The 13,026-nt window shown below is 49.3% G+C and carries 12 protein-coding genes; 2 read left to right on the top strand and 10 right to left on the bottom strand.

Annotated elements, in window-relative coordinates; translation table 11 throughout:
• Positions 1-103: 103 nt before the first annotated feature.
• Positions 104-541, bottom strand: a complete 438-nt coding sequence (gene brxB / locus AC3WTF_RS14100; RefSeq protein ID WP_003153223.1) for a bacilliredoxin BrxB — start codon at positions 539-541, stop codon at positions 104-106.
• Between the two features lie 178 nt (positions 542-719).
• On the opposite strand from brxB, the gene AC3WTF_RS14105 reads away from it, so the two are divergent.
• Positions 720-1,616 (top strand): YegS/Rv2252/BmrU family lipid kinase, encoded by an 897-nt coding sequence (locus tag AC3WTF_RS14105; protein ID WP_106080157.1) that lies wholly within the window; start codon positions 720-722, stop codon positions 1,614-1,616.
• A 44-nt stretch (positions 1,617-1,660) separates the two neighbouring features.
• Here the strand turns inward: AC3WTF_RS14105 and AC3WTF_RS14110 are convergent, their stop codons facing one another.
• The 8 genes from AC3WTF_RS14110 to AC3WTF_RS14145 all read right to left on the bottom strand — a co-directional run bounded on the left by AC3WTF_RS14110 (position 1,661) and on the right by AC3WTF_RS14145 (position 11,693).
• Complete coding sequence (locus AC3WTF_RS14110; RefSeq protein ID WP_039063300.1) at positions 1,661-2,923, bottom strand: dihydrolipoamide acetyltransferase family protein; 1,263 nt, start codon at positions 2,921-2,923, stop codon at positions 1,661-1,663.
• 21 nt (positions 2,924-2,944) lie between these two features.
• Positions 2,945-3,928, bottom strand: a complete 984-nt coding sequence (gene bfmBAB / locus AC3WTF_RS14115; RefSeq protein WP_003153216.1) for a 3-methyl-2-oxobutanoate dehydrogenase subunit beta — start codon at positions 3,926-3,928, stop codon at positions 2,945-2,947.
• A 12-nt stretch (positions 3,929-3,940) separates the two neighbouring features.
• The gene (locus tag AC3WTF_RS14120) at positions 3,941-4,933 is read right to left on the bottom strand and encodes a thiamine pyrophosphate-dependent dehydrogenase E1 component subunit alpha (protein WP_007408383.1); all 993 of its coding nucleotides are present in this window, start codon (positions 4,931-4,933) and stop codon (positions 3,941-3,943) included.
• Between the two features lie 22 nt (positions 4,934-4,955).
• A complete protein-coding gene (gene lpdA / locus AC3WTF_RS14125) occupies positions 4,956-6,377 on the bottom strand; it encodes a dihydrolipoyl dehydrogenase (protein WP_014418337.1) in 1,422 nt (473 codons plus the stop codon).
• Positions 6,367-7,482 (bottom strand): butyrate kinase, encoded by a 1,116-nt coding sequence (gene buk / locus AC3WTF_RS14130; protein WP_094032254.1) that lies wholly within the window; start codon positions 7,480-7,482, stop codon positions 6,367-6,369. Before buk ends, lpdA begins: the two co-directional genes overlap by 11 nt.
• Before the next feature lie 17 nt (positions 7,483-7,499).
• The gene (gene bcd, locus AC3WTF_RS14135; protein WP_003153209.1) at positions 7,500-8,594 is read right to left on the bottom strand and encodes a branched-chain amino acid dehydrogenase; all 1,095 of its coding nucleotides are present in this window, start codon (positions 8,592-8,594) and stop codon (positions 7,500-7,502) included.
• Positions 8,595-8,607: 13 nt separating this feature from the next.
• Positions 8,608-9,501 carry a phosphate butyryltransferase gene (gene yqiS, locus AC3WTF_RS14140; protein WP_042635344.1) on the bottom strand — a complete coding sequence of 298 codons (894 nt, stop codon included), beginning with the start codon at positions 9,499-9,501 and terminating at the stop codon, positions 8,608-8,610.
• 122 nt (positions 9,502-9,623) lie between these two features.
• Positions 9,624-11,693 carry a sigma-54 interaction domain-containing protein gene (locus tag AC3WTF_RS14145; RefSeq protein WP_129003263.1) on the bottom strand — a complete coding sequence of 690 codons (2,070 nt, stop codon included), beginning with the start codon at positions 11,691-11,693 and terminating at the stop codon, positions 9,624-9,626.
• Positions 11,694-11,846: 153 nt separating this feature from the next.
• Between AC3WTF_RS14145 and AC3WTF_RS14150 the strand changes: the two genes are divergently transcribed.
• Positions 11,847-12,089 (top strand): DUF2627 domain-containing protein, encoded by a 243-nt coding sequence (locus tag AC3WTF_RS14150; protein ID WP_007408378.1) that lies wholly within the window; start codon positions 11,847-11,849, stop codon positions 12,087-12,089.
• 28 nt (positions 12,090-12,117) lie between these two features.
• Here AC3WTF_RS14150 and prpB read toward each other — a convergent pair whose 3' ends face one another.
• Positions 12,118-13,023: a methylisocitrate lyase gene (gene prpB / locus AC3WTF_RS14155; RefSeq protein ID WP_015417790.1), complete on the bottom strand. Its 906-nt coding sequence runs from the start codon at positions 13,021-13,023 to the stop codon at positions 12,118-12,120.
• Positions 13,024-13,026 lie beyond the last annotated feature (3 nt).

Here is a 13,026-nt window from a genome sequence, read left to right on the forward strand (position 1 = left end):
TCTAATTTCGGATAACAACGATCCGTTTTCAAACTTGAAGGTGTTTTTTGTTTGTCTCATATTATGGGGTCAGTCCCGCTTGGCTCCGGGGTTTTTCTTTCACTTATACTTCTTCACAATATTCTTCAAATGCTTCCTGCAGTTTTGTGACGACGGCCATCGGCTCATGGCCTTCAATTTCATGGCGTTCCACCATTTTCATGATTTTCCCGTCTTTTAAAATGGCAAATGACGGAGAGGACGGCGGATAGCCTTCAAAGTATTCTCTCGCTTTGGCTGTCGCTTCTTTATCCTGTCCGGCAAATACCGTCACAAGCTGATCCGGGCGTTTATCGTAATGTACGGAATGGTACGCGGCAGGCCGTGCAATACCGCCTGCGCATCCGCACACAGAGTTGACCATGACGAGTGTCGTTCCTTTTTTCGAAAGCGCTTCGTCCACTTCCTCAGCGGTTTTCAGCTCTGTATACCCGGCGGCCGTGATTTCCTGGCGGGCTTGACGCACGACATCATTCATAAATAAATTAAAATCCATATTCAACTGGGACCTCTCCTTTTTGATCATCTCTTCTTATGATAGCAAGGAACCTCCCTATCGGCAAATGACACCGCTCATATCCAATTGTTTTTTGTCCCTTTTATGTTCCCGATGTAAGTTTATGACCCTTTAAAAACGGGAAACTTGTTAAGGAGATTGTCTGAAATAAAGGAGCAGTCATATGAGCCAACGGAAAGCAGTTTTAATTTATAATGGAAACGCCGGTCAAAAACAGATTGATAAAACGCTCGGCACGGTCGTCCCCATTTTGGCCCAGTCAGCTGATGAACTTTTGATTAAACCGACCAAACATCAGGATGATGCCCGTCAGTATTGTGAAAATCTCGACAGTTCAGTTGACCATTTATATATTTTAGGCGGGGACGGCACTGTGCATCAATGCATCAACAGCATCAGCAAGCTTGATCACAGACCCGCTGTCGGCATTTTGCCGGGAGGAACGTGCAACGATTTCTCCCGGGCGCTCGGCATCCCGCAAAACCTTCAAAAGGCCGCTGAAGTGCTCGCGGCCGGACATAAACGGATGATTGACGTCTGTAAAACGGATGACGGCTATTTTCTGAACTTCTGGGGCATCGGACTGATCACCGAAGCATCAAGCCATATTAATGAAACTGAAAAAGCATGGCTTGGTAAAATCAGCTATTTCACGAGCGCCTTGCGGACGATGACAAGCGCGAACCCGTTTCCTGTCAAATTGACGATTGACGGCGAGGTGAAAGAAGACGAAGCCGTAATGGTGCTTGTCATGAACGGGCATTATATCGGGACAAACAGAGTTCCCCTGCCTGATGCCAGCCTCCGGGACGGCTTAGCCGATGTGTTAATCTGCCGCAACACAAGCCTTGCCGCGCTGCGGGAGCTGATGACGATGGAGCAGGGTTCGTTTGATGATTTCAAAGGGGAGCTGTCCTATATCCAGGCCTCCAGGATTGAAATCGAAACCGCACGTGAGATGGACGCGGATACAGATGGCGAGGTATACGGAACAACACCTTGTACGATCGAAGTGAAAAAACATCATCTCACTATGCTTGTTCCCGAGGATTCACAATGAAAATAAAAAAGCTCCTTTTGCCGCCCGGGCAAAAGGAGTTTTTTTTAATAGACGGAAGTATGTTCATCAATGTTTTCTAAGATCTCTTTGACGCGTCCGAGGAATCGGCCGCACACGAGCCCGTCGAGCACTCTGTGATCTAAAGACAGGCAAAGATTAACCATATCACGAACGGCGATCATCCCGTTATTCATGACAACCGGACGTTTGACGATAGATTCTACCTGAAGAATCGCCGCCTGCGGATGGTTGATAATGCCCATAGATTGAACTGAGCCGAAAGATCCCGTGTTATTGACGGTAAATGTGCCGCCCTGCATATCTTCCGCAGTAAGTTTTCCGTTTCTCACTTTTTTCGCAAGGTCCGTTATTTCTCTGGCTATGCCTTTAATCGTTTTTTCATCAGCATGCTTAATAACCGGAACAAACAGCGAATCTTCCGTGGCAACGGCAATGGAGATGTTGATGTCTTTCTTTTGGACGATTTTGTCTCCCGCCCACATGCTGTTCATCTGCGGGAACTCCTTGAGAGCCTGCGCCGCCGCTTTTACAAAGAAAGCGAAAAACGTTAAATTGAAGCCTTCTTTCTGTTTAAATGAGTCTTTAATGCTGTTTCTGTACGCCGTCATGTTCGTGACGTCGACTTCCATCATCGTCCAGGCATGCGGAATTTCTGTTTTGCTTTTATGCATATTGGCGGCGATGGCTTTTCTGACGCCTGTAACCGGAATTTCAATATCACCGGCTGACAGAGCGGGTGCCGGCGCTTGTTTTTGCTGTTGTTTCGGCGCTTGTTGCGTTGTTTGAACGGCAGCCGGCGCCGGTGCTTCCGACTTCTGCTTCATTCCCGAATCAATGATCTTTTGAATGTCTTTTCGCGTAATTCTTCCGCCTGCACCCGTTCCTTCAACTTCTTCAAGCTGAATGCCGTGTTCTCCCGCTAATCTGAGCACAGCCGGCGAATAACGCGCTTTATTTGACTGATCTTTACCTTGACGGTTTGCACCGGTGTCTGAAGGGGTATTCTGCTCTTCTTCCCGCTTCGGCGCCTCTTCGGTTTCCGTTTCTTCTGTTTCAATTTTGCAGATGATCTCGCCGACTGCAAGAGTCTGGCCTTCTTCTCCTACAAGTTCTGTAATCGTACCGGTAAAAGAAGACGGCACCTCCGCATTCACTTTATCCGTCATGACCTCCGCGATGGGGTCATATTTATTCACTTGATCACCGGGGGATACCAGCCACTTGCTGATCGTCCCTTCCGTCACGCTCTCTCCGAGCTGAGGCATAGCCATTTGTTCAATCGCCATGTCAAAAACCTCCTTACGTCTTTAAAACTCCGCTAATTCTCTCATCGCGGCTTCTGCTTTGTCAGGATTCATCATGAAGTATTTTTCCATTGTCGGCGCATAAGGCATTGCCGGAACGTCAGGACCTGCAAGCCGCTTGATCGGCGCGTCTAAATCAAATAAGCAGTTTTCAGAAATAATGGCGGCGACCTCGCTCATAATACCGCCTTCTTTCGTATCTTCTGTGATCAGCAATACTTTTCCCGTTTTAGACGCGGCTTCAATGATGGCTTCTTTATCTAACGGATAAACCGTACGCAAATCTAATACGTGTGCGGAAATTCCGTCTTTTTCAAGGCGCTCGGCAGCCTGCAGAGCAAAATGGACGCATAATCCGTACGTAATAACAGTAATGTCGCTGCCTTCGCGTTTTACATCCGCCTTTCCGATCGGAAGGACGTAATCATCCGCAGGGACTTCGCCTTTAATCAGACGGTACGCCCTCTTATGTTCGAAAAACAGCACCGGATCTTCGTCACGGACTGCAGCTTTCAACAACCCTTTTGCGTCATAAGGAGTTGAAGGCATGACAATTTTAAGGCCCGGCTGGTTGGCAAAAATAGCCTCCACAGATTGGGAATGATACAACGCGCCGTGCACGCCGCCGCCGTAAGGCGCTCTGATGACCATCGGACAGCTCCAATCATTGTTTGAACGGTAGCGTATTTTTGCCGCTTCTGAAATGATTTGGTTGACCGCAGGCAGAATGAAATCGGCAAACTGCATCTCGGCAATCGGGCGCATGCCGTACATCGCGGCGCCGATGCCGACACCGGCAATCGCTGATTCAGCAAGCGGCGTATCCATCACCCGCTCTTCTCCGAACTGTTCATAGAGACCCGCCGTGGCTTTAAACACGCCGCCTTTTCTCCCGACGTCTTCCCCGAGAACAAACACGCGCGGATCTCTTTCCATTTCTTCTTTCATTGCTGCATTAATACTGTCAATATAAGACATTACAGACATAAGTATTCCTCCCTACTTCGCATAAACGTGATCAAGCGTTGATTCAGGAGATGCGTATGGCGCTTTCTCCGCTTCGTCTGTCGCTTCGTTTACGATAGCCATGATGTCATCCAGCATGGTCTTTTCTTCTTCTTCACCTAGAAGCCCGGCTTCTTGCAAGTATGCTTTGTATAAAAGAAGCGGATCTTGTTTCTTTGCTTCTTCTACTTCTTCGCGTTCTCTGTAGCTGCTGTCGTCGTCATCACTGGAATGCGGCGTCAAACGGTAGGAAACCGTTTCTATTAATGTAGGGCCTTCGCCTTTAGACGCCCGTTCGCGCGCTTCTTTTACGGCCCGGTAAACTTCCAGCAGGTCGTTTCCGTCAACAGTGACTCCCGGCATGCCGTAGCCTGCCGCCCGGTCGGATATTTTCTCGCACGCCACCTGTCTGTCATACGGGACAGAAATGGCATACTTATTGTTTTCACACATGAAAATGACCGGCAGTTTATACACGGCGGCAAAGTTTGCCCCTTCGTGAAAATCCCCCTGGTTGGAAGATCCTTCTCCAAAGGTAACGAAAGAGACGATATCCTTTTTATCCATGCGTCCCGCAAGCGCGATTCCGACTGCGTGAGGAACCTGCGTCGTAACAGGGGATGAGCCCGTTACGATTCTGTTTTCCTTTTGCCCGAAGTGGCCCGGCATCTGCCTTCCGCCTGAGTTCGGGTCAGCTGCTTTCGCAAAACCCGACATCATCAAATCCTTTGCAGTCATACCGAATGCAAGCACAACCCCTATATCTCTGTAGTACGGAAGCACATAGTCGGTATCACGGTTTAAGGCATAGGCCGCGCCTACTTGCGCCGCTTCCTGTCCTTGACATGAAACAACGAACGGAATTTTGCCCGAGCGGTTTAAGAGCCACATTCTTTCGTCGATTTTTCTGGCTAACAGCATGGTTCTATACATTTCAACGGCTTCTTCGTCAGAGAGCCCTAATGCTTGATGGCGGTTTGTAGTCATTCAAACCCCTCCTTCTTTCCTTTTAAAAATGAATCGCGTTTCCGTCTGCGGCTAACGCAGCTTCTCCAATCGCCTCTGAAAGCGACGGATGCGGATGTATGGACTGGCCGATTTCCCAAGGCGTCGCGTCGAGCACCTTGGCAAGCCCCGCTTCAGAGATCATATCGGTGACGTGCGGGCCGATCATATGAACACCGAGAATATCATCTGTATTCCGATCGGCGACGATTTTGACAAAGCCGTCGCTTTCTCCGTATACAAGAGCCTTTCCGATCGCCATGAACGGAAACTTCCCGATCTTCAGTTCATGCCCTTTTCGAAGAGCTTCCTCTTCTGTCAGACCGACGCTCGCCGCTTCCGGATTTGAATAAATACATTTCGGCACAAGAGCGGCATCAAGCGGAGCCGGATTAAGACCCGCCATATGCTCAACGGCAATGATGCCCTCACGGGAGGCCACATGCGCAAGCTGCAGCCCGCCGACAACATCACCGATCGCATAAATGTGCGATTCCTTCGTCTGCCCGGCTTCGTTCACGATGATAGAACCGTTTTCCGCTTCAATATCCGTGTTTTCAAGCCCGATCCCTTCAATGTTCGGCTGGCGGCCGATGGAAACAAGCATTTGTTCCGCGTGATACGTTTCTTTTTTTCCATTCTTTTCAGCGGCAATTGAAACGCCGTCCGCTTTTTCCAATGTATCCGGAAGCACTTTCGCACCCGTCACGATCTTAATTCCTTTTTTCGTTAACAGTTTTTCCATCTCGCTTGAAATATCACGGTCTTCCGTCGGCAAAATGCGGTCCGCATATTCAATCACAGTGATATTGACGCCGAAATCGTTCAGCATGGAGGCCCATTCAATTCCGATGACACCGCCGCCGACGATCATCATGGATTGGGGCAGACGTTCAAGCTCTAACGCTTCATCTGATGTCAGAATATATGTACCGTCTGCTTCTAAACCCGGCAGCATTTTCGGCCTTGAACCGGTTGCGATAATCAATTGTTTCGGTATCAGCATGTCGTTTTCTTCACCATTTGCGTATTCGACGGAAACCGTACCGGGCAGAGGTGAGAAGATGGAAGGGCCGAGCATACGTCCGTACCCGTTGAATACATCAATCTTCCCCTTTTTCATCAAGTGGGCGACACCACCGGCCAGCCGGTCAACGATTCCCTGCTTTCGTTTTTGCACGCTGTCAAAGCGGAGGGAGACACCTTCCGTTTCAATGCCGAATGCTGCCGCTTCCTTTGCGGTTCGGTACACTTCCGCGCTTCTTAACAGCGCTTTACTCGGGATACATCCTTTATGCAGGCATGTTCCGCCGAGCTTTTCTTTTTCTACAACGGCCGTTTTTAAGCCGAGCTGGGCCGCTCTGATGGCGGCTACATAACCGCCCGTGCCGCCGCCCAGAATGACCACATCATACTCAGTCGCCATTTGTTTTCACTCCTTCGCCGATCTGATATTGCTTTGACTGCTCCTCACCGGCTAAAACCCGAAGCGCGCCTTGCGCGAGAGATTGCAGTTCATTTTCTCCCGGGTACACCAGTACATCCGAAATCCAATCTATGTACGATCTGATGGCGGATACGAAACTTTTCCCGTACGCCAATCCGCCCGTCAGGACGATAATGTCTACTTTTCCTTTTAAAACGGCGCTTGCCGCCCCGATTTCTTTTGCTACTTGATAAGCCATGGCGTCATAAATGAGACGCGCATGCTCATCTCCGGCCTGAATGCGTTTTTCCACCTTCACCGCGTCCGTTGTCCCCAGGTAGCCGGAGAGTCCGCCCGTGCCGACAAGTTTTTTCATCATATCGGCTTTTGAATACTTGCCGGAAAAACACATTTCTACCAAATCACCCGCCGGAACAGTTCCCGCGCGCTCCGGGCTGAAGGGTCCTTCTCCGTGAAGCCCGTTGTTGACATCCGTCACCCGTCCGCAATCATGGACACCGACTGTGGTGCCGCCGCCCATATGAGTGACGATCATCTTCATCTGTTCATACCGTTTGCCGAGGGACGCCGCCGCCTGACGGGCAACAGCTTTTTGGTTCAAAGCATGGAAAATGCTTTTCCGCTTGATCTCAGGCATTCCTGATACTTTAGCGAGCGGAGTCATCTCATCCACCACGACCGGATCGACGATATACGCGGGGATATTTAATCCGTCAGCTATTTCCCTGGCAATAATTCCGCCCAGATTAGAAGCATGCTGGCCGTTGTAGCCGTTTTTCAAATCAGTGATCATGGCGTCATTCACTTCATATGTGCCGCCCTCAATCGGTCTGAGCAGGCCGCCCCTGGCACAAACGGCATCGAACTTTGAAATGTTGATGCCCTGTTCGTGCAAAGACTCAAGAATGCTTATTTTTCGAAATTCGTATTGGTCGATGATGCTGTTAAATGTTTTCAGCTCTTCTTCGGGATGCCGCAGCGTCTTTTCAAAGATACAGCGTTCATTGTGAAAGACACCGATTTTCGTTGATGTTGAGCCTGGATTCAGAATGAGAATGCGTTTTTCCTTTTCGAACATTTTCATACCTCCAGATCAAATTCCTATCGTCTGCTTAATATACTTTGGCCGTTTTGCAGAAACTGGCTTCTTGAACGGCGCATGCGCTCAATTCGTTCCTCAGCCAGACGGTCGGCCGCTAAGTATGTCGGAATGCCGTCACGCGCGGAAATATCGAGCACCCGCTCAATGTTTGCATAGATGCCTTCAACTTTTTTCAAAGCCCGCTCAGCATTGTAGCCGTAAAGCTCATCGGCCACATTGATGACGCCGCCTGCATTGATGACATAATCCGGAGCGTACACGATTCCCATTTCATGAATGGTATCGCCGTGACGTGTTTCTTTCAGCTGGTTATTGGCCGCTCCCGCAATGACTTTCGCCTTCAGCTGTTTAATCGTGTCATCGTTAATGACGGCGCCGAGAGCACATGGGGCATAAATATCGCACGCCTGTGAGTAAATGTCGCCGGGATCAACTGCGCGGGCGCCGAAGTCCTCAACGGCACGTTTAACAGATTCTTTATTGATATCCGTTACGATTAAAGAAGCGCCTTCTTCGTGAAGGTGGCGGCATAGATTGTAAGCCACATTTCCCACGCCTTGCACGGCAATTGTTTTACCTTCCAGGGAATCAGTGCCAAACGCCGCTTTCGCTGCGGCTTTCATCCCTTTGTAGACGCCGTACGCCGTAACCGGGGACGGATTTCCTGATGAACCGAATGCCGGAGAAATTCCGGTTACATAGTCTGTTTCATCATGAATGATGTCCATATCTTCAACGGTGGTGCCGACGTCTTCCGCCGTAATATACCTTCCGTTTAAGCCTTGGATGTACCGGCCGAACGCGCGGAACATTTCTTCATTTTTATCTTTGCGCGGGTCTCCGATAATAACGGTTTTCCCGCCGCCTAAGTTTAAACCGGCAGCCGCATTTTTATAAGTCATGCCTTTTGCGAGTCTTAGTGCATCTTCAATCGCCGCTTCTTCACTGTCATATGTCCACATTCTTGTTCCGCCGAGTGCGGGGCCGAGCGTCGTATCATGAATCGCGATGATCGCTTTTAATCCGGATTGTTCATCTTGGCAGAATACCAATTGTTCGTAATCATAAGTCTCCATATATTTAAAAATTTCCATAGGTTCGTTCCTCCTACTGTTCTTGTGATGCGCAAATCGCAAGCGCAATTGAATACAGTTTATTTTCTGCGGTATCCGCTCTGCTCGTTAATGCGATCGGCGCTTTTGCACCGGCGATGACGGCAGCAACACTTGCTTTCGCAAAATAAATCATTGACTTATAAAGCATATTTCCGGCCTCGATTGAAGGAACCAAGAGAATATCCGCCTGGCCCGCTACGCTTCCGGAAATCCCTTTTTGCAGCGCAGCCGCTTGAGATACGGCATTATCCAAAGCAAGCGGTCCGTCCGCAATGCAGCCGGTAATCTGTCCTCTATTGCACATCTGGACGATCGCAGCCGCGTTCAGCGTCGCCTCCATTTTCGGATTAATCGTTTCAATAGCGGCAAGGACTGCGGCTTTCGGCATAGGATTCCCTACTGAATGTGCGACATGAACCGCATTTTGCAGAATATGCCCGAGCTCTTCAAGAGACGGGGCAATGTTCAGCGCTGAATCAGTCACATACATCAGCCGGTCATAGTCCGGCACCTCAAAAACGGCTACATGTGATAACACCCTTTTTGAACGAAGCCCTTCATGGCGGTTTAAAACCGATTTCAGAAGAGTTGAGCTCGGGAGATTCCCTTTCATTAAAACGTCCGCCTCTTGTTCACGCACTGCGCGCACTGCTTTTGCCGCAGATTCTTCGGGTGAATCGGCGTGGATGATTTCAGCATTGAACTTCGGCTCATTTGCCAGAAGCTCTTTCAGCTTTCCGCTGTCACCCGTCAGTAAAAATCGTGCCGACAAGTGTTCTGCCGCCATTTTGACGGCCTGGATCACTTCTTTATCTGCTGCGTGGGCCACTGCAATGGTTTTTGCGTTTTTTGCCGCGGCTTTTTCAACTAGGTCTCTCAGCTTCATTTTGTACCACCTTCCTTGTGCGAATCCGCTTTTAACAATGCAAGTTCCGTGCCAAATGTGCGGGAGGGTTTATTCCGGATTTCTTCAAGAAAACATGCAGCTGTTTGCGCTTTCTCTGCAATTTATTGCATGCCGTCATTTGCAAGGCCGTACTTATCCATTTTGTAGTACAGATTCCGAATGCTGACACCAAGCGTTTTTGCCGTTTTGGTTCGGTTGAATTTATGCTTTTCAAGCGTTTTTTGAATGACGTGCGCTTCAAATTTTTCAACAGCCTGAGACAGCTTTTCCCCTTCCACATCCGGAAAATCACTTTGGGTGCCGTTTTTTTCATTCAGCTCTGATTCAAAAACAGGCAGATGCTGCTGTTCGATCCGTTCCATGTGCGGCTCTAAAAATATCATTGCCCGTCCGAGAACATTTTCAAGCTCCCGGACGTTTCCCGGCCAGCTGTAGGCTGATAAAGCTCGCAGCGCGTTCGGCGTGAGCCCCTTTACATTTCGGCCGTAATCCTGATTGATTTTTTCAATGAGCCGAATGCTCAGCGCTTCAATATCTTCTTTGCGCTGCCGAAGCGGCGGGATTGAGATCGGATAGCGGTTAATCCGGTAATACAGGTCTTCACGGAACGCGCCTTCCGCCATGGCCTTTTCGATGTTGACGTTTGTCGCTGCGATAATTCTGACATTGACAGAAATCGCTTTAGCGCCGCCGACTCTGATAATTTCTTTTTCCTGCAGAACTCTGAGCAGCTTTGCCTGGGTGCTTTGGGTCAGCTCTCCGATTTCATCTAAGAAAATGCTGCCGTTATTCGCTTCCTCAAAAAGTCCTTTTTTGCCCCCGCGCCTCGCGCCCGTAAACGCGCCTTCCTCATAGCCGAAAAGCTCGGATTCTAGCAGGGATTCAGACAGGGCGGCACAATTGACCCGGATGAACTTATTGTATTTTCGGTCGCTTTCATTATGGATGGCGTGGGCGAAAAGTTCTTTTCCTGTGCCGGATTCTCCCCGCAGCAGAATCGTCGCCGGCGTTTTCGCCCCGAGCTTCGCCTGTTCAAGGGCGACCAGCATTTGTTCACTCGTGCCGATAATGTCGTCAAACGTGTATTTCGCTTCAAGCGTGCGGATGATCTGGCGCGCCCGATTCAGCTCAGCAGTCAGCGTTTTAATTTCTGACACGTCGTGGATGACGCCGACGCTGCCTTTTAAAATACCGTCCACAATAACGGGGGCAACATTTACGATAACATCCTTTTTATTGGGGCCGACCTTCATTCTCACACCCCGCACGGGCCGCCTTGTCCCCAATACTTTCAGGTGCATGCTCTCCCCTTCTGAGATATCGGTGGAAGCGGGTTTTCCGATGACTTCGCTTTCTGACAGCCCGGTCATTTTTGTATACGCTTTGTTGATTAACATTCCGATGCCGTTTTCATCAACGACAGAAATGGCCTCGTCTGACGATTGTATAATCGCTTCAAGCATGGTGCGGATTTGTTTTAAGTTCGTGACCTCTTCCGCCAGTTCAACTGCGTCGGTGATGTCTTTAAACACGCATAACGCGCCGAGAAGTTTTCCGCCTTCATCAATGATCGGCAGTCTTGTCGTGACAATCTGCAGGTGCTTTCCGAGAAGCTGCTTCTGGTTATATTCCGGCTCTCTCGTTTCCAGAATCCGCGGCAGCTTTGTGTTCGGCACTACATCTTTAATTTGGCGGCCGATGACATCCTCCCGTTTTTGGCCGACCATTTTTTCTGCCATCTGATTAAATAAAATGATCGTTTCGTTGACGTCTATAAAAATCATGCCGTCGTGCGTTGAATTAAAAATCCGGTCATGCTTATACGTCTGCGACTTCAGCATTTGGATAAGCTGCTGTTTTTCCTCCATCAGCTGAAACACCATGTACGCCAATTTTCCCGGCATGACGATGGTTTGTTCTTTTTTCTCATGGAGCAGCTCATCCATGACCGCTTTATCGCCTGTTGTATGGATGATAATATCTATATCTTCAGTTATGTAGGGTTTCCAATCTGATGAGGTTGCAATTCCATATCTCCGGGCTTCTTGCAGCCCTTGCGCCTCCGGATCTTGATCAACCACCGCAATAATCCGGATCAGCTTTGTTTTCATCAAAATCTGTAGGAGCGCCGTGCCTCCTTTACCAGCACCTATAATCAGCACCTTCTGCATCCCGATACCCCTTTATATGAAAAAATTTGCACACCTGTATTTCCCGTTGCAATAATTTGCACAACCCCTATGTTACCACGTTTTGATCTCTTGACAAAATATTTTTTCGATTGGACAATAAAGGAAAACATATCGTAAAGGGGTTTTCTGAATATGAGCCGGCTTGTTGCGCTTTTGATTCTGGTCCTCCCCGGCGCTGTCGCGGCGCTCGGCATTAAGCTGATGAGAGATGCATTATTCGGGCATGCGTTTTCCCCGTTTCCGTCCCTTTTTCTTCAGGGGGCGGCCGGATTGGCGTTTTTTTTGTTCGGCCTTTATGTTCTGGCCGGATTTATTCTGTACAGAGATCGGAAACGCAATCAAGTCAGCCCGCGGTTCAGGAAAAAAAAGCTGTAAAAAAAGCCCTTGCAAAAAAAGGGCTTTTTCAGTCGTCCGGCAGTATTGTTTTGGCAATGGATTGATCCAGTTCTTCATAGTCATCGTAAGCGATCGTTTCATATAATTCTTTTCTCGTCTGCATATCCGAAAGCCCCTCTTTTTGCGAGCCTTCTTCTTTCAGAAGGCGGAAAATACGCTCAAAAGCCTTGGCTGCCGTTCTGAGTGACGTGACCGGGTAAATGACCATCTGACAGCCCATATCGGAAAATTCATCAGCACTGTAATACGGCGTTTTTCCGAATTCAGTCATGTTTGCGAGAATCGGCACACTGATTTGTTTGGAAAACGCTCTGAATTCACTTTCGGATTGGAGCGCTTCCGGAAAAACAGCGTCAGCACCCGCTTTTATATAAGCGGACGCCCTTTTTAATGCCCCCTCCAATCCTTCCTGCTGCCTGGCGTCTGTTCTCGCAACAACAAGAAGAGTCGGCGCGGCCCGCTTGACCGCTTGGATTTTTTGTGCCATTTCTTCAATCGGCACGAGCTGCTTCCCATTCAGATGTCCGCATTTTTTCGGCAGGCGCTGATCCTCCATCTGGACGGCGGCCGCGCGCGCTTCATACATTTCTTTCGCCGTCCGGGCGGCATTCAGCACGCCTCCGAAACCCGTGTCAATATCGACAAGGACGGGCAGATCAGACGAGCGGACCAGATCTTTAACCCGTTCAGCCATTTCCGCCGACGTGATGATCCCTAAATCGGGCAGCCCTCTGCTCGCCGTGTAAGCCGCGCCTGATAAATAAAGAGCCGAAAAACCCGTTTTCTTGGCGATAAGAGCGGCCATGGCATCGTGAGCGCCGGGAATCTGCAATAGATCCGGCGCTGCCATCAGCGTACGGAACCGCTCTGCAAGCTCCTCTTGAGACGACTGCTTGCTGACGATCCACGTCATGTT

The organism is Bacillus sp. EB106-06-01-XG163 (assembly GCF_058791615.1).